This is a genomic window from Streptomyces sp. NPDC093568 (assembly GCF_044764945.1).
GTDB lineage: Bacteria > Actinomycetota > Actinomycetes > Streptomycetales > Streptomycetaceae > Streptomyces.
Map to the genome: position 1 here is coordinate 734,076 of NZ_JBIWJD010000001.1, position 16,764 is coordinate 750,839.

Annotated in this window: 14 protein-coding genes and 1 riboswitch; of the genes, 8 read left to right on the forward strand and 6 right to left on the reverse strand. The window is 72.0% G+C overall.

Annotated elements, in window-relative coordinates:
* Positions 1-185: 185 nt before the first annotated feature.
* The 4 genes from ACIRD7_RS03120 (at position 186) to ACIRD7_RS03135 (ending at position 6,662) form a co-directional block, all read left to right on the forward strand.
* Entirely contained in the window at positions 186-629 is a 444-nt protein-coding gene (locus tag ACIRD7_RS03120; protein WP_403448967.1) for an SRPBCC family protein, read from the forward strand.
* Between the two features lie 146 nt (positions 630-775).
* The gene (locus tag ACIRD7_RS03125; RefSeq protein WP_403448970.1) at positions 776-3,160 is read left to right on the forward strand and encodes an MFS transporter; all 2,385 of its coding nucleotides are present in this window, start codon (positions 776-778) and stop codon (positions 3,158-3,160) included.
* Positions 3,161-3,347: 187 nt separating this feature from the next.
* Positions 3,348-5,783: a SpoIIE family protein phosphatase gene (locus tag ACIRD7_RS03130; RefSeq protein WP_403448972.1), complete on the forward strand. Its 2,436-nt coding sequence runs from the start codon at positions 3,348-3,350 to the stop codon at positions 5,781-5,783.
* A 153-nt stretch (positions 5,784-5,936) separates the two neighbouring features.
* On the forward strand, positions 5,937-6,662 hold the full coding sequence (locus ACIRD7_RS03135; protein WP_403448974.1) for a class I SAM-dependent methyltransferase: 726 nt from the start codon (positions 5,937-5,939) through the stop codon (positions 6,660-6,662).
* An 8-nt stretch (positions 6,663-6,670) separates the two neighbouring features.
* On the opposite strand, the gene ACIRD7_RS03140 is transcribed toward ACIRD7_RS03135, so the two are convergent.
* The 6 genes from ACIRD7_RS03140 to ACIRD7_RS03165 all read right to left on the reverse strand — a co-directional run bounded on the left by ACIRD7_RS03140 (position 6,671) and on the right by ACIRD7_RS03165 (position 11,345).
* A complete protein-coding gene (locus tag ACIRD7_RS03140) occupies positions 6,671-7,087 on the reverse strand; it encodes a universal stress protein (protein ID WP_403448975.1) in 417 nt (138 codons plus the stop codon).
* 2 nt (positions 7,088-7,089) lie between these two features.
* Complete coding sequence (locus tag ACIRD7_RS03145) at positions 7,090-8,586, reverse strand: APC family permease (RefSeq protein WP_403448978.1); 1,497 nt, start codon at positions 8,584-8,586, stop codon at positions 7,090-7,092.
* 85 nt (positions 8,587-8,671) lie between these two features.
* The gene (locus ACIRD7_RS03150) at positions 8,672-9,547 is read right to left on the reverse strand and encodes an energy-coupling factor ABC transporter ATP-binding protein (protein WP_403448981.1); all 876 of its coding nucleotides are present in this window, start codon (positions 9,545-9,547) and stop codon (positions 8,672-8,674) included.
* The gene (gene cbiQ, locus ACIRD7_RS03155; RefSeq protein ID WP_403448984.1) at positions 9,544-10,293 is read right to left on the reverse strand and encodes a cobalt ECF transporter T component CbiQ; all 750 of its coding nucleotides are present in this window, start codon (positions 10,291-10,293) and stop codon (positions 9,544-9,546) included. Before cbiQ ends, ACIRD7_RS03150 begins: the two co-directional genes overlap by 4 nt.
* A gap of 3 nt (positions 10,294-10,296) precedes the next feature.
* Positions 10,297-10,647 (reverse strand): energy-coupling factor ABC transporter substrate-binding protein, encoded by a 351-nt coding sequence (locus ACIRD7_RS03160; protein ID WP_403448986.1) that lies wholly within the window; start codon positions 10,645-10,647, stop codon positions 10,297-10,299.
* Positions 10,644-11,345: an energy-coupling factor ABC transporter permease gene (locus ACIRD7_RS03165; protein WP_403448989.1), complete on the reverse strand. Its 702-nt coding sequence runs from the start codon at positions 11,343-11,345 to the stop codon at positions 10,644-10,646. Before ACIRD7_RS03165 ends, ACIRD7_RS03160 begins: the two co-directional genes overlap by 4 nt.
* A 29-nt stretch (positions 11,346-11,374) precedes the next feature.
* Positions 11,375-11,561: riboswitch (cobalamin riboswitch) on the reverse strand.
* A gap of 100 nt (positions 11,562-11,661) precedes the next feature.
* On the opposite strand from ACIRD7_RS03165, the gene ACIRD7_RS03170 reads away from it, so the two are divergent.
* From ACIRD7_RS03170 to ACIRD7_RS03185, 4 genes are read left to right on the forward strand one after another with little or no spacing between them, the layout of a single operon-like run.
* Entirely contained in the window at positions 11,662-12,495 is an 834-nt protein-coding gene (locus ACIRD7_RS03170) for a M55 family metallopeptidase (RefSeq protein ID WP_403448992.1), read from the forward strand.
* Complete coding sequence (locus ACIRD7_RS03175; RefSeq protein ID WP_403448995.1) at positions 12,488-13,792, forward strand: M20/M25/M40 family metallo-hydrolase; 1,305 nt, start codon at positions 12,488-12,490, stop codon at positions 13,790-13,792. Before ACIRD7_RS03170 ends, ACIRD7_RS03175 begins: the two co-directional genes overlap by 8 nt.
* A gap of 17 nt (positions 13,793-13,809) precedes the next feature.
* A complete protein-coding gene (locus ACIRD7_RS03180; protein ID WP_403448998.1) occupies positions 13,810-15,762 on the forward strand; it encodes a prolyl oligopeptidase family serine peptidase in 1,953 nt (650 codons plus the stop codon).
* Entirely contained in the window at positions 15,759-16,694 is a 936-nt protein-coding gene (locus ACIRD7_RS03185) for an LD-carboxypeptidase (protein ID WP_403449001.1), read from the forward strand. The genes ACIRD7_RS03180 and ACIRD7_RS03185 overlap by 4 nt, the downstream gene beginning before the upstream one ends.
* Positions 16,695-16,764 lie beyond the last annotated feature (70 nt).

The following is a 16,764-nucleotide window of genomic DNA, read 5'->3' on the forward strand; positions in this document are numbered from 1 at the left end:
TCCTCGGTAGCACTGCCCTCAGAATAGAACACATGTTCCCTTGATCGTGCGACCTCTGCCGGAGCTTCGTTTTCGATCACTGTGCGATCGCTTCGGGGAGCAGTTCGGGACCCCGATTTGGGTGGGCGGCCAGCGGGGTGGTTGGCTTGCTCCAACCCCGAGAACTCTGGTCCTGGAGGAAGTCAATGGCGCAGGTCGAGGCCACTACGGAGCGGGTCGTCGCGGCGGACGCGGAGAAGGTGTTCGACGCCCTCGCCGACTACAGCGGCACCCGGCAGCGTCTGCTGCCCGAGCACTTCAGCGAGTACGAGGTGCGCGAGGGCGGCGACGGCGAGGGCACCCTCGTCCACTGGAAGCTCCAGGCCACCAGCAAGCGCGTGCGCGACTGCCTCCTGGAGGTCAGCGAGCCCACCGACGGCGAGCTCGTCGAGAAGGACCGCAACTCCTCCATGGTCACCGTCTGGCGGGTCACCCCGGCCGGCGAGGGCAAGTCCCGGGTGGTCGTCACCACCACCTGGCAGGGCGCCGGCGGCATCGGCGGCTTCTTCGAGAAGACCTTCGCGCCCAAGGGCCTCGGCCGGATCTACGACGCGCTGCTCGCCAAGCTCGCCACCGAGGTCGAGAAGTAAGTCCCGGTCGCCCGCGGGTCCTTGGTCCCCTCACCGGATCGAGTGGATCTCCGCCGAGACCGGGACAGTGCCGTAACTCGCCGTGCTTGCTCGTAGTTGTCGCCTAATGCGGGAAATGTGAGCAGGTACGGCGAGGGGAGCGGTCCGTGGGCGGCACGACTCTGGTGCAGGACGAAACCGTCACCGCACCTCCTCCACAGGCTCCGCCCCCAGGCGCCGGAAACCAACTGAGCCCGCGCCGCGTGCGGTTGGTCTTCGTCGGGCTGATGCTCGCGCTGCTGCTGGCGGCGCTGGAGCAGATGATCGTCGCCACCGCGCTGCCGAAGATCGTCGGCGAACTGCACGGCCTGGACAGGATGTCCTGGGCGATCACCGCCTACCTGCTCACCGCCACCGTCGGCCTGCCGATCTACGGCAAACTCGGCGACCTCCTCGGCCGCAAGGGCGTCTTCCAGTTCGCGATCGTCGTCTTCGTCGTCGGCTCCGCGCTCGCCGGGCGGGCGCAGACCATGGACCAGCTGATCGCCTACCGCGCGGTCCAGGGCGTCGGCGCGGGCGGGCTCATGATCGGCGTCCAGGCGATCATCGCGGACATCGTGCCGGCCCGTGAGCGCGGCCGTTTCATGGGCCTGATCGGCGCCGCCTTCGGACTGGCGTCGGTCGCCGGGCCCCTGCTGGGCGGCTACTTCACCGACCACCTCTCCTGGCGCTGGTGCTTCTACATCAACGTCCCCTTCGGGCTGGTCACCCTGGCCGTCGTCGCCGTCGTACTGAAGCTCCCCAAGCCCCGGGCCAGGGCCCGGCTCGACGTCCTCGGCTGTCTGCTGCTCGCCGCCGCCTCCACCTGCCTGGTCCTGCTGACCAGTTGGGGCGGCACCGAGCACGCCTGGGACTCCCGCGTCATCCTCGGCCTCGGCACGGGCGCCGCGCTCTCCACCGTCCTCTTCCTCGTCGTCGAACGCTTCGCCGCCGAACCCCTCATCCCGCTCCGCCTGTTCCGGGACGCCGTCTTCAACGTCACCGGCCTGGTCGGGCTCGTGATCGGCGTCGCCCTGTTCGGCGCCGCCAGCTATCTGCCGACCTACCTCCAGATGGTCGACGGGGCCACGGCCACCGAGTCGGGCCTGCTCATGCTGCCGATGATGGGCGGCATCGTCGGCGCCTCGATCATCTGCGGCCAGCTCATCAGCCACACCGGCCGCTACAAGCTCTACCCCGTGCTGGGCAGCGCCCTCGCGGCCGTCGGCATGTGGCTGCTGTCCCGCCTGGAGACCGACACGCCCCGGCTGCACTACAGCATCTGGATGGCCGTCCTCGGCGCAGGCATCGGCATGGTGATGCCGGTCCTGATCCTCGCCGTGCAGAACTCGGTGCGGCCCGCCGACCTCGGCACCGCCACCAGCGCCAACAACTACTTCCGGCAGATCGGCGGCAGCGTCGGCGCGGCCGTCTTCGGCACCCTCTTCGCCGCCCGGCTCACCGACGCCCTGGCCGAACGACTCCCCCCGCGCGCGGGCGGCCGGCTGCCCGAGGCCGAGTCCATCACCCCGCAGCTCGTCCACAGCCTGCCCCCGGCCCTGCGCGACGACTACATCCAGGCCTACGCCGACGCCATGCCGAGGATCTTCCTGTACCTCGTGCCGGTGCTCGTCCTCGGCCTGCTCATCGCTTTCTTCCTCAAGGAGAAACCCCTGGTGTCCCACAACGCCCCGGCCCCGGAGACGGAATCGGCGCCGGTGAACAGCCAGATCCCTCCGGCCCGTTCGGCGCGCGGCGGCGCGGTCACCGTCCGCGGCACCGTGCAGCACCACGACGGCACCGTGGTCGCGCACGCGGCGCTCACCCTCATCGACGTCGCCGGGCAGCAGGTCGGACGCGGTGCGAGCGGCGACGACGGGCACTACGCGCTGGCCATGCCCGGCTCCGGGACCTACGTCATGATCGCCGCGGCCGGCGGCCACCAGCCGCAGGCCGTCACCGTGACCGTCGGGGAGCGTCCCGTCGAGCTGGACATCGTCCTCGGCGGTGCCGGACGCCTCGCCGGCAGGGTGCTCACCCCGGACGGCACACCCGTCGACGCCACCGTCACGCTCACCGACGTCCAGGGCGAGGTCGTGGCCACCACCCGCAGTGGGCGCGAGGGCGGCTACGTCATCACCGAACTGGTCGCCGGCGAGTACACCCTCGCCGCGAGCGCGCCCGCCTTCCGCCCCGCCGCCGTCCCGGTCACCGTCAAGGCGGCCCGCGAGACCCGTCAGGACATCGAACTCGCCGGCGGCGCCCTGCTGCGCGGGACCGTACGGGCGGGCGGCGGACGGCCCGTCGAGGACGCGCGCGTCACCCTCCTCGACGCGGCCGGCAACGTCATGGACACGCTCACGACGGGCCCCGACGGAACCTTCCGGTTCGTCGACCTGGCCACCGGCGAGTACACGGTCATCGCCGCGGGTTACCCGCCGGTCGCCACCGTCCTCCAGGTCGCCGGCGGAGGCCGTACGGAACGCGATCTTCAGCTGGGTCACGAGGACTGACGCCGGTGCCCGCGCACCGGGGCTGTGCTGCACGGACGCGCGCCGGGCGGGAACTCCGGTACCCCCACCGGTCGTTGTGATCCCGATACACCAATTCCCGCATTGCCGCACACCATCGCGGCCCGGAGCCGTACGGTGGTGTGGGCGCGCAGATCTTGCGGAGCCTTGGGGAGAGAGGGCCTGGGCCATGGACCGTGGCACCGAGAGGGACGGCGCGGTGGCGGAGCACGCCGTGTCCGGACGCATCCCGCTGGCCGTGGTCGTCGTGGACCGCGAGGGCCTCGTCTCCCACTGGAGCTCCGGCGCACGCCGTCTGTTCGGCGCCACCAAGGAAGAGGCGATCGGACGTCCGGCGGTCGATCTGCTGCCCGTCTCCGGCGCGCTGCCCGAGGACGACGACATCTCCCCGTACGGCGCGTACTCGGCCTACGACGGACTCGGTCACGACCTGGAGACGTCCCTCGACGGACGGCTGTACTACCCCGCCGCGGGGCGCGCCCGCCTCACCGTGCCCGAGCGTGACCGGGTCGATGTCCTGTGGTGGGCCTACCCCCTGGTGGGTCCCGGCCCGGAGCGCATGCTCGTGCTCGGCGCCGACGTGGGCCGCCTCCAGCAGGATGACCGCGACGACGACTCCGGCTACGAGCGCGTCGCCCCCGGCTTCGCCCTGCACACCGACTTTCCCGGTGCCGAGGAACTCGCCCACAGGCTCCCCGAGATCCTGCCCAGCATGAGCGTCGACGAGAGCGCGCGCATCGTGGGGCAGATCCTCGAACTGGGCTATCCGGTACTTGAGTTCAGCCAGAACGACCGGGTGCCCGTCACGCCCGACTGGGGCGTGCCCCGGCGCGTGGAGCGCAGGGCCCGTCGGGAGCGGGCCGCCCGCGCCGCCGCTCAGGGGCTGCCGTTAGCGCAGGAGGAGGCCGACGACGTCGAGGACCTCGAATACGCCGCCGTACGCGAACGGCTGGAGTTCCTGAACGAGGTCAGCGGCCGTATCGGCACCTCCCTCGACCTGGCGCAGACCATCATCGAGGTCAGCAGGGCCGTCGTGCCCCGCTTCACCGACGTCGCCGGCACCTATCTGCGCGAACAGGTCGTCGCCGGCGAGGGATTCTCCGAGGGCGTGCCGGACACGACCACCATGTGGCACCGGGTCGCCCTCGAGCACACGGACGAACCCGGCCGCTGGGAAGACGTCGTGCCGGTCGGCGAGGCCATGCCCTTTCCGGCCCACACGCCGTTCTTCCAGTGCATGACCACCGGTGAGCCCGTGCTCGTGCCGCGGATCAGCGAGCAGATGGGCCACGCCATCGCCTCGCAGTTCGAGAAGCGTGACATCCGGCCGCTGATCACCAACCGCTCCATGCTGGTCGTACCGCTCAAGGCCCGCAGCGTCGTGCTCGGCTTCATGATCCTGCTGCGGCACCCGGAGCGCGTCGAGTTCAACGACATGGACCGCGTCACCGGCGCCGAACTCGCCGCCCGCGCGGGCCTCGTGCTCGACAACGCGCGCATGTACACCTACCAGGAGAGCGTCGCCGAGACCCTCCAGGACAGCATGCTGCCGCACATCCCGCCGCGCATGGCGGGCTGCGACATCGCCACCCGCTACCTGCCGGGTACGTTGCTCGGTCGCGTCGGCGGTGACTGGTTCGACTCCGTCAAACTGCCCGGCGCCCGCACCGCCCTCGTCGTCGGCGACGTCATGGGCCACGGCCTCAACTCGGCCGCCATGATGGGCCAGTTGCGTACGGCCGTGCAGACCATGGCCGCCCTGGACCTGCCGCCCGCCCAGCTCCTGCGCAACCTCGACGACCTCGCCCAGCGCCTCGGCGACAGCTACCTGGCGACCTGTCTGTACGCCGTCTACGACCCGATCGCGAGCGAACTGCAGATCGCCAACGCCGGTCATATCCCGCCCGTCCTGGTCCGCGCCGACGACGGGCGCAGCGAGCTGCTCGACCTGCCCACGGGGGCGCCGATCGGCGTCGGCGGAGTGCCCTTCGAGGCGGTGCGCGTGCGCGTGGAGCCCGGCGACCGGCTTGTCATGTGTACCGACGGCCTGGTCGAAGTGCGCGGCGAAGACATCGGTGTCGGGCTCGCGACCCTGTGCGAGTCCGCCGCCCACCCGGCCGCCTCCATGGACGACGCCTGCGACACGATCATCCGCGCCCTCAACACCCGCGGCGGCCGCAAGGACGACGTGGCGCTGCTGATGGCCCGTCTGAACGGCATCGAGCCGCAGGACGTCGCCGAATGGCGGATCGCCCTCGACCCGGCGGAGGTCGGCCGGGCCCGCGCCGCCGTCCGCGAGCAGCTGCACGAGTGGCGGCTGGCCGGCCTCGCCGAACCCGCCGAGCTGATGGTCAGTGAGCTCGTCACCAACGCCGTACGGCACTCCCACGGCCGCCCGGTCGAACTGCGCCTGGTGCGGGGCGACACGCTGCTGTGCGAGGTGGACGACGACGATCACGAGCTGCCGACCCTGCTCAGTGCCGGCCCGCAGGACGAGGCCGGGCGCGGGCTGCGGGTGGTGAGCACGCTCGCACGCGAGTGGGGCACGAGCCGGAGGAACGCCGGCAAGACCGTCTGGTTCGAACTCACGCTCCCGCGACGCTGACCCCGTGCGCCCCGACGGGCGTACGACGGCGCTCCCATGTCGAATGGGGAGTGAAGGTATGCGCCGCGCGCTTGTGGCTGAAACCGGGCCGCGATAGACCGTACTCGCCCGTCACTTCACGACGGGCCGCCATCGCTACCTGGGGAGTCGGTCATGAGCGTGACGAGTCGGTACCGGGAGGCCTGGGAGGGCTTCTGGCGTGAAGCGCCCGCCGAGCAGGGGGCGGTGTTCTGGGACGCGGAGCCGGCCCTGACCGCCGGACGCCATCTGGCCCTCTTCGAACCGCACCTGACCGATCCGGGCCTGCCGATGGTGGACCTGGGCTGCGGCAACGGCACCCAGACCCGCTTCCTCGCCGAACGCTTCCCGCGCGTCGTCGGCGCCGACCTGTCCGCGGCGGCCGTCGACCACGCGAAGAGCGCCGACCCCGCCGGGCAGGCGACCTACCGGGTGTTCGACGCCGTGGAGAAGGCCGAGGCGGAGACGCTGCACGCCGAGCTCGGTGACGTCAACATCTACATGCGGGGCGTGCTGCACCAGGCCGAGCCCGACGACCGGCAGTCGATGGTGGACGCGATCGCCACTCTGGTCGGTGAGCGCGGCCGGGTCTTCCTCGTCGAACTCTCCGAGACCGCCAAGCCGGTGCTGCTGGGCCTCGCGCAGAGCCCGTCGGGACCGCCGGCCAAGCTCGCGCCGATCTTCCGGCACGGCATCGCGCCCGGCGAGGTCGCCGACGCCTCCGTGCCCGAGTATCTGCGCGCGGCCGGTCTCACGGTCATCGCAAGCGGCGACCTGCCGCTGACCACGGCGGAACACGCGACCGACGGCACCCGGATCGAGCTGCCGTCGAAGTGGACCGTGGCGGGCCGGACGGCCTAGGGCGGCGCTCACGGTTCGGTGGGCACGCACAGCACCGGAGTGCGCGCGAGATGCAGCAGTTTGTGGGGTGTGGAGCCCAGCAGGGCCCCGCGCAGCGGGCTCTCACCCCAGCTGCCGACCACGATGACCCTTGCCGCATGGCGGGTCGCGGCGTCGATCAGGGCCTCCGCCGGTTTGCGGTCGATGACCTCCACGGTGGTCCGCACCCCGGCCTCGGCGGCCACCTCGACGGCGTGCGAGAGCGCGGTGCGCCCTGCCTCCCGCACGGCGTCGCGGTGCGCGGTGTACTCCTCGCCGAGGGCGCCGGGCGCCGCCGCGCCGTAGACCAGCACGAGCGGCTCGCCGAACGCGGCCGACACCTCGATGGCGACGTGCAGCGCGCGGACCGCGCCCGGGGACTCGTCGTAGCCGACAACGACCGACATCTTCAGTGCTCCTTGTCGCCGTGCACGAGATCGGGGTCGGCCACCTCCGGGTGCTCCGACCAGAAGACCGGGGACACGAGGCGCCACACGAGCATCAGGAGGACACCGGCGAGGGTGATGCCGATGCCGATGACCAGCGGCGGACCGACCCCGAACCACGAGACGCCGCTGTAGGAGTTGTCCGGATCGGCCATGTCTCCGACCGACTCGACCAGCAGCCAGACCAGCAGCCCGGCGCCGAGAAGCGGGCCGAGGCCGATGAGCAGGAAGTTGTGCGGGCTCTCGGTGAGATGGCGCCGGTAGTAGACCGCGCAGGCGATGCCCGTGAGCGCGTAGTAGAACGCGATCAGCAGGGACAGCGCGGTCAGCGAGTCGAACAGGGCGTTCTCGCTGATCTGGCGGACGACGAGATACCAGGCGATGGCGATGCCCGCGACCCACCACGTGCTCACGTCGGGTGTGCGGAACCGCGGGTGGATGTGCCCGAAGTGGTTCGGCAGCGCGTGCCGACGGGCCATGGACAGCGCCGTGCGCGAGGCGGGGATGATCGTCGTCTGTGTCGACGCGAGGCCCGAGGTCGACACCGCCAGCAGTACGACCCAGTCCCAGCCGCCCATCGCCTCGTCGGCGAGCAGGGCGAAGATGAACTCCTCCTCCGCGGCGTTCTCGGACAGGAACGCCGGCCCCGCGTAGGCCACCACCGCGTAGGCGACCGACACATAGGTCACCAGCAGGATGACCGTCGACCACACGGCCGCCTCGCCGGGAGCGGTGGCGGAGTTCTCGACCTCCTCGGTGAGGTTGACCGCGGACTCCCAGCCCCAGTAGATGAACACGCCCAGCAGCAGACCCGCCGTCAGATCGGCGCCTCCCGCACCGAAGGGGTTGAGCCAGCCGAACGCCGGATCCACGGAGTCGAGCGTGCCGGTGTCGGCGTAGACCCGGTAGAGCGCCACCACGGCGAACGCGAGCAGGCAGGCGACCTGCGCGAGGATCAGGACGTTCTGCACCCGGGCCGAGACCTCCGTGCCGATGACGCACACGGCCGTCATCACGATGATGAGCAGCACCGTGAGCGTCTGGCGGACGAACTCGTTGTCGACCCAGCTGTCGAGACCGAAGGCGAGCAGCGCGAACGTCACTGCCACGTCCGCCAGCGACCCGACCACCAGGACGCCGGTCATCGTGATGGCCCAGCCGCCGAGCCAGCCGGCCCACGGGCCCATCGCCCGGGTGACCCACGAGAAGGTCGTCCCGCAGTCCTGGTCGACCTTGTTGAGGTAGTAGAACGCCGAGGCGATCAGCAGCATCGGGACGAAGGAGGCGAGCATGACGCCCGGGGCGTAGACACCCACCAGAGCGACGACCGGCCCGATGGCCGCGGCCAGGGAGTACGCGGGCGAGGTGGCGTTGAGGCCGATGACGAGCGCGTCGAGAAACCCGATCGCGTTGGCCTTCAGCCCTTCGGGCGGGCGGGTGTCCAGGGTGCCGTCGGCCATGCTGCCTCACTTCGGTCGTACGTGACCTCATGAAACAGGCAGGCGTGGTGGCCGCCTCTCCTTTGCCGACTGGTGGCGGTGGGGATCACCCGTGTGCCCAGTCACGGCCCGCGTCGGGTGCGGTGTGCGCCGCCGTGAGGGCCGCCAGCTCCTCCGCGTCGCGGGGACCGGCCGCCGCGTCGTCCAGCAGCCCCTGTGCCCGCAGCAGCCGGGTCGCCGCGACGCCCCAGGGCAGCCGCAGACCGGCCTGCTGGAGGAGGTCGGTGCGGGCCAGCATCTCGGGCGCCGGGCCGGTGCGGGCACCGTCCGGCGTGAGCAGTGCCGCGTCGTCGGCCCAGCGCAGCGCGAGGTCGACGTCGTGCGTGGCCATCACCACCGTGGTGCCGCTCGCGCGCAGCCCGTCGAGCGTGACGAGCAGCCGCTCCTGGCCGTCGGGGTCGAGCCCGGCGGTCGGCTCGTCGAGGATCAGCACGCGCGGCCGCATGGCGACCGCCCCGGCGATGGCGGTGCGCTTGCGCTGACCGTACGACAGCAGGTGCGTGGGCCGGTCGGCCAGCGCGGTGATGTCGAGGGCGGCGAGCGCCTCGTCGACCCGCGCGCGCACCTCGGGGTCGGGCAGGCCGAGGTTCAGCGGGCCGAAGGAGACGTCCTGGGCGACGGACGCGGCGAAGAGCTGGTCGTCGGGGTCCTGCACCACCAGCTGCACGGTGGTCCGCAGCCGGGTCAGCCCCTTGCGGTCGTAGGTGACCGGCGCCCCCGCCACCGTCAACCGGCCCTCGCGCGGCCTGAGTCCGCCGCTGAGCAGCCGCATCAGCGTGGTCTTGCCGCTGCCGTTGCGGCCCAGCAGCGCCAGGGCGCGGCCCTCGCGCACGTCGAAGTCGAGGCCGCTGAGCACGACGGGGCCGTCCTCGTAGGCGTACGACGCGCCCCGCAGGGCGACCAGGGCGGCGGGCTCGCTCATGACAGGGCCCCTTTCAGTACGAGGGTGAGGGCGGCCAGCGTCGCGAGCAGTGCGCAACTGGCGGCCGTGAAGCGGACGGAGACCTTCGCCTCGGGCACCAGGACGCGCAGGGTGCCGTCGTAGCCGCGCCCGGCCAGCCCGGCCTGGAGCCGGGTCGCCCGGTCGAAGGCCCGTACGAACGCGGTGGCGCCGAGCCCGGCGAGCGAACGCCACTCCGCGGCCCTGCTGGTGTGCCCGAGCCGCGCGGCCTGGGCGTCCCGGATGCGCCGCACCGAGTCCAGCAGCAGGAAGCTCATGCGGTACGTCACGAGGGCGACGTCGACCACGGGTGCGGGCACCCCCGCCCGCACCAGCCGGGGCAGCAGATCGGACATCGGGGTGGTGAACGCGAACAGCAGCACGCCGAGCGAGGCGGCCGAGGTGCGCAGCAGCAGCTCCCCGGCGCGCGACCCGCCGTCGTCGGCGAGGGACACGAAGCCCTCCGGGCCGCCCACCTGGACCAGCAGGGTGGCCGCGCCGGTCACACAGAAGCCGAGCGGCACACGATAGGCGCGCCACAGCCGTCGCGCGGGCACGCCCGCCGGACCCAGCAGCACGGCGAGCGCGGTGACCAGGACCAGCGCGGCGCCCGGCCAGGGCGGCAGCGAGATCGCGAGCACGGTGAGGCCGAGCCCGAGCACGGCCTTGTCCACGGGATGACGACGGCGCCAGCGACTGCTGTGCGCCGCCGCGTCGATCGGCAGCATCCGTCAGACCTTGTCGGCCTTGGGTTCCTCGCCGGCCCTCGCGCGCTCCAGCGCGCGCTGCTCGCCCTGCCGCCGGCCCCGGTGCAGGCCGAAGTAGTAGGCGAGAACACCGGCGCCGAGGGCGGCCTGGAGGGAGAACAGCGCCGACTCGATCTCACCGGACGGCGGCTCGTACAGCGGTGAGAACCAAGGCTTGTAGTCCGGTTCGATCTCGGTGATGGCCGTCTCCGCCTCACCGTCGGAACCGGTGAACGGCTCCTCCTTGTGGTCGCCGAGCCCGAGCGCGAGCGGCAGCACGGCCAGTGCGGCCACCACGAGCAGCAACAGGACGTTGATCTTCGTGTTCCTGCTCATCGGGCCACCGCCTCGGTCTCGCTCCCGGTCCGCTTCTTCGTCAGGAGCACGCCCAGCCGGGTCAGTTCGCCCTTGCTCGACTGCACCAGCAGCCGCATCACGAGCACCGTGAGTAGGCCCTCGCTCACCGCGAGCGGGATCTGGGTGACGGCGAAGATGGAGCCGAACTTGCCGAGCGCGCCCAGGAATCCGCTGCTCGGGTCGGGGAAGGCGAGGGCCAGCTGGACGCTGGTCACGCAGTAGGTGGACAGGTCGGCGAGGAACGCGCCGAAGAAGACGGCCACCATCAGCGGCACGTCGTAGCGCCGCAGCAGTTTGTAGATGGCGTACCCGGCCCAGGGCCCGACGATCGCCATCGAGAAGACGTTGGCGCCGAGCGTGGTCAGGCCGCCGTGGGCGAGCAGCAGCGCCTGGAAGAGCAGGGTGATGGTGCCGAGGACCGCCATGATCGGCGGCCGGAAGAGGATGGCGCCCAGGCCGGTGCCGGTGGGATGCGAGCAGCTGCCGGTCACCGAGGGCAGCTTCAGCGCGGACAGGACGAACGTGAAGGCTCCGGAGGCGCCGAGGAGCAGTGTGCTCTCGGGGTGCTCCCTGACCTCACGGGTGAGTGATCGGACTCCGTGTACGACGAACGGCGCGGACGCGACGCCCCAGGCGACCGCGTGCGCCGGAGGCAGGAAACCCTCGGCTATGTGCATGGCTCAGCAGACCCTCTCCAGCACCTCGTGGATGGTTGACGCGCCTTGGCCGGTCTCCTGGCTGACGGGTGACACCGCCCGTGCTCCGCCTTCCCGGGTCCCGAAGAACCCAGTGGCTGCCCGTGAGGGCCGGAGCCGGACTTCCCGATTCACAGTGGCGAGGGCCGCACCGGCATCACACCGGATTTCCCGTTCACCAAGGCGTGGTGACAGTAGTGCCCGGACACGGTGGCTGACAAGCACGCCTCGGGGGCGTGAAAGCGGCGTTCGTCCGCTTCGTGGCGGGTTCGCGCGCGGGCGCGTAACGTGACGGAGCATGAAGATCCTCATCAGTGCTGACATGGAGGGCGCCACCGGGGTGACCTGGCCGGGCGACGTGCTGCCCGGGACACCGCAGTGGGAGCGGTGCCGGGGGATGTTCACCTCGGACGTCAATGCCGCGGTGCTGGGGTTCTTCGACGGCGGCGCCGACGACGTCGTCATCAATGAGGCGCACTGGTCCATGCGCAATCTGCTGCTCGAACGGCTCGACGAGCGGGCCGAGATGCTCACCGGCCGGCACAAGTCGCTGTCCATGGTCGAGGGCGTGCAGCACGGTGACGTGGACGGCATCGCCTTCGTCGGTTACCACGCGGGCGCCGGCATGGAAGGTGTCCTCGCCCACACCTACCTCGCGAACTCCGTCACAGGGGTGTGGCTGAACGACGTACGCGCCAGCGAGGGCCTGCTGAACGCCCATGTCGTCGCCGAGTACGGCGTGCCCGTCGTGCTCGTCACCGGCGACGACGTGGCCTGCGAGGACGCGCTCGGCTACGCGCCCGGGGCGCTGAAGGTCGCCGTCAAGGACCACGTCTCGCGGTACGCCGCCGTGTGCCGTACACCGGCCAGGACCGCCGCCGACATCCGCGCGGCGGCCAAGGAGGCGGCCGCGCTGGCGGTCCGTCAGCAGCCGGTGAACGGCGGTCCGTTCACCGTCGCCGTCGAGTTCGACGCCGAGCATCTCGCCATGGCCGCGACCGTCGTCCCGGGCGTCGAACGTATCGGCGAGCGAAAGGTGGCGTACACCAGCGAGCGCATGTACGAGGGAATCCGTACCTTCAAGGCGGTCACCACGATCGTCTCGGCCGCGGTGGAGGAGCAGTATGGCTGACGGGCAGGCGCTGGAGGAGGTCGTGACGTTCACGTCCGACCTCATTCGCATCGACACGACCAATCGCGGGGGCGGCGACTGCCAGGAGCGACCCGCCGCCGAGTACGCCGCCGCGCGGCTGACGGAGGCGGGCCTGGAGCCCACCCTCCTGGAGCGCACGAAGGGCCGCACGAACGTAGTCGCCCGCTTCGAGGGCAGCGACCCCTCGGCGGACGCGCTGCTCGTCCACGGTCACCTGGACGTGGTACCCGCGCAGGCCGGCGAGTGGACCGTGCACCCCTTCTCCGGTGAGGTCCGCGACGGGGTCGTCTGGGGCCGGGGCGCGGTCGACATGAAGAACATGGACGCGATGATCCTCGCCGTCGTCCGCGCCTGGGCCCGCGCCGGCGTGCGCCCCCGCCGGGACGTCGTGATCGCGTTCACCGCGGACGAGGAGGCGAGCGCGGCGGACGGCTCCGGCTTCCTCGCGGACCGGCACGCCGCACTGTTCGAGGGCTGTACCGAGGGCATCGGCGAGTCCGGGGCGTTCACCGTCCACGACGGCAGCGGACGGCAGATCTACCCGCTGGCGGCCGGGGAGCGCGGCACCGGCTGGCTGAAGCTCACGGCGCGCGGCAGGGCCGCGCACGGCTCCCGCCCCAACCGGGAGAACGCGGTCACCCGCCTCGCCGCCGCCGTCACCCGGATCGGCGCCCACGAGTGGCCGGTCCGCCTGACCCCGACGGTCCGCGCCGCCCTCACCGAACTCGCGGCGTTGTACGGCCTCGACGCCGACCTGGACGACGTGGACGGCCTGATGCACAAGCTCGGCCCGGCGGCCAAGCTCGTCGAGGCGACCGTCCGCAACAGCGCCAACCCGAGCATGCTGGAGGCGGGTTACAAGGTCAACGTCATCCCGGGCGAGGCCGTCGCGTACGTCGACGGACGGTATCTCCCGGGCTTCGAGGACGAGTTCGGCGCGACCATCGACGAGCTGACCGGACCGGACGTCGACTGGGAGTTCCACCATCGCGAGGTCGCCCTCCAGTCGCCCCTCGACTCGCCGACGTACGCGAGGATGCGCGCCGCCGTCGAGGAGTTCGCGCCCGAGGGGCACACGGTGCCGTACTGCATGCCCGGCGGCACCGACGCCAAGCAGTTCTCGCGGCTCGGCATCACCGGCTACGGCTTCTCGCCGCTGCGGCTGCCGGAGGGCTACGACTACGGGGCCATGTTCCACGGCGTCGACGAACGGGTGCCGGTCGAGGCACTGCACTTCGGTGTGCGGGTACTCGACCGCTTTCTGCGCACGGCCTAGACGAGGTAGGGGAGACAGTGCGGACGCTGGCGTACGGTTCCTGGCCCTCGCCCATCGACGCGGCCGTCGCCGCGACGCACGAGGGGCGGCCCGAGTACGTGGGTTTCGTCGGTGACGAGGCGTGGTGGACCGAACCACGCCCCACCGAGGGCGGGCGGCGCACGCTGGTGCGGCGGCGCGCCGACGGGGAGGAGACGTCCGTGCTGCCCGCTCCCTGGAACGTGCGCAGCCGGGTCGTCGAGTACGGGGGTCAGCCGTGGGCGGGCGCCGTGGTCGACGGCCGGCCGCTCGTCGTCTTCGTCGACTTCGCCGATCAGCGGCTGTACCGGTACGAGGAGGGTGAGGAGCCTCGTCCGCTCACTCCCGTGTCCGGGGTGGGCGGTGGACTGCGCTGGGTGGAGCCGCAGTTGCGGCTGGAACGCGGTGAAGTGTGGTGCGTGCTGGAGGAGTTCACGGGCCAGGAGCCGACGGACGTGCGGCGCGTCCTGGCCGCCGTACCGCTGGACGGCTCGGCCGCCGGGGACCGGGCCGCCGTGCGGGAACTCACCGGTGAGCGGCACCGGTTCGTCACCGGCCCGCGGCTCTCGCCCGACGGGCGGCGCGCGGCGTGGCTGGCCTGGGACCATCCGCGGATGCCCTGGGACGGCACGGAACTGCTGGTCGCCGACGTCGGCGACGACGGCACGTTCGGCCGTCCGCGCGGTGTCGCCGGGGGACCGCGGGAATCGATCGCCCAGGTCGACTGGTCGGCCGACGGGCGGCTGCTGTACGCCAGCGACCGCAGCGGCTGGTGGAACCTCTACCGGGACGGCGAACCCGTGTGCCCGCGCGAGGAGGAGTTCGGCGGCCCGCTGTGGAAGCTCGGGCTGAGCTGGTTCGCGCCGCTGGCGAGCGGGCTCGTCGCGGTCGTCCACGGCCGCGGCTCCACCGCCCTCGGGGTTCTCGACCCCGAGACCGGCGAGATCGTCGACTCGGCGGGCCCCTGGACCGAGTTCGCACCCACCCTCGCGGTGCACGGCGAGCGGGTGATCGCCGTCGGCGCCAGCCCGCGCAGCGCCTACGAGGTGGTCGAACTCGACACCCGCACCGGCCACTCCCGGGTGATCGGCGCCCCGCACGACGACGCCGTGGATCCCGCCTACTACCCCGAGCCGCAGATCCGTACCTTCACCGGCCCCGCCGGCGACGACATCCACGCGCACATCTACCCGCCCCACAACCCCGGCTGCGTCGCCCCCGCCGACACACCGCCGCCCTACGTCGTCTGGGCCCACGGCGGCCCCACCGACCGGGCGCCCCTCGTGCTGGACCTCACCATCGCCTACTTCACCTCGCGCGGCATCGGGGTCGCCGAGGTCAACTACGGCGGCTCCAGCGGGTACGGGCGGGAGTACCGCGAGCGGCTGCGCGAGCAGTGGGGCGTGGTCGACGTCGAGGACTGTGCGGCCGTCGCGCTCGCCCTCGCCGACGAGGGCACCGCCGACCGCGACCGGCTCGCCGTCCGGGGCGGCAGCGCGGGCGGCTGGACCAGCGCCGCGGCGCTCACCACGACCGACGTCTTCGCCTGCGGCACGATCCTCTACCCGATCCTCGACCTGGCCGGCTGGGCCTCGGGCGAGACCCATGACTTCGAGTCGCAGTACCTGGAGTCGCTCGTCGGCCCGTTCGCCGAGGTGCCGGCGCGCTACGCCGAGCGCTCGCCCGCGGCGCACGCCGACCGTCTCACCGTGCCGTTCCTGCTGCTGCAGGGCCTGGAGGACGTGATCTGCCCGCCCGCGCAGTGCGAGCGGTTCCTGGCCCGGCTGGAGGGGCGCCGGATCCCGCACGCCTACATCGCCTTCGAGGGGGAGGGGCACGGGTTCCGGCGCGCGGAGACGATGGTGCGCGTCCTGGAGTCCGAACTCTCCCTGTATGCCCAGGTCTTCGGGCTGACGCCGCCCGGAATCCCCAAGCTGGAGCTCGCCAAGTGACCGGTCCCGTACGTCCGTTGACCCGCCCGTTCCGACTCGCCCCCGGCGCCCGCGTCGCCGTCGTCGCCCCCAGCGGACCGGTGCCCGAGGAGCGGTTGCAGGCCGGGCTCGACGTGCTGCGCGGCTGGGACCTCGACCCGGTGGCGGCGCCCCATGTGCTGGACCGGCACGGCGAGTTCGACTACCTCGCGGGCACGGACGTCGACCGCGCGGCCGACCTCCAGCGGGCCTGGTGCGACCCCTCCGTCGACGCCGTGCTGTGCGCCCGGGGCGGCTACGGCGTGCAGCGGATGATCGACCTGCTCGACTGGGACGCGATGCGGGCGGCCGGGCCGAAGGTGTTCGTCGGCTTCAGCGACATCACCGTGCTGCACGAGGCCTTCGCCACCCGGCTGGGTCTGGCCACGCTGTACGGGCCGATGGCGGCCGGCGTCGACTTCATCAAGAGCGCGCGGGCGCAGGACCATCTGCGGGCCACGCTGTTCGATCCGGAGTCCGTGCGCACGATCACCTCCACCGGCTCCGCACTGGTCCCGGGCCGGGCGCGGGGCGTCACGCTCGGCGGCTGCCTGTGCCTGCTCGCCGCCGAGGCGGGCACCCCGCACGCCCGGACCTCCGCGCGCGGCGGCCTGCTGTGCCTGGAGGACGTGGGCGAGGAGCCGTACCGGCTCGACCGCTACCTGACCCAACTCCTGCGCGCCGGCCTGTTCGACGGTGTGCGCGGCGTGCTGCTCGGCTCGTGGCAGGAGTGCGAGCCGTACGAGCGGGTGCGCGCGCTGCTGCGGGACCGGCTGGGTGGCCTCCGTGTGCCAGTTGTGGAGGAGTTCGGGTTCGGGCACGGTGAGGGTGCGCTGACGATCCCGTTCGGACTGGGCGCCGAACTCGACGCCGAAGCGGGGACGTTGACCCTCGACGAGCCCGCGCTGCGCTGAGCGCCCTTCACTGAATCTCCGTCAAGAAACCTCCGTCACCGCGATTGACCTCGCCTGACACGTGTCACAC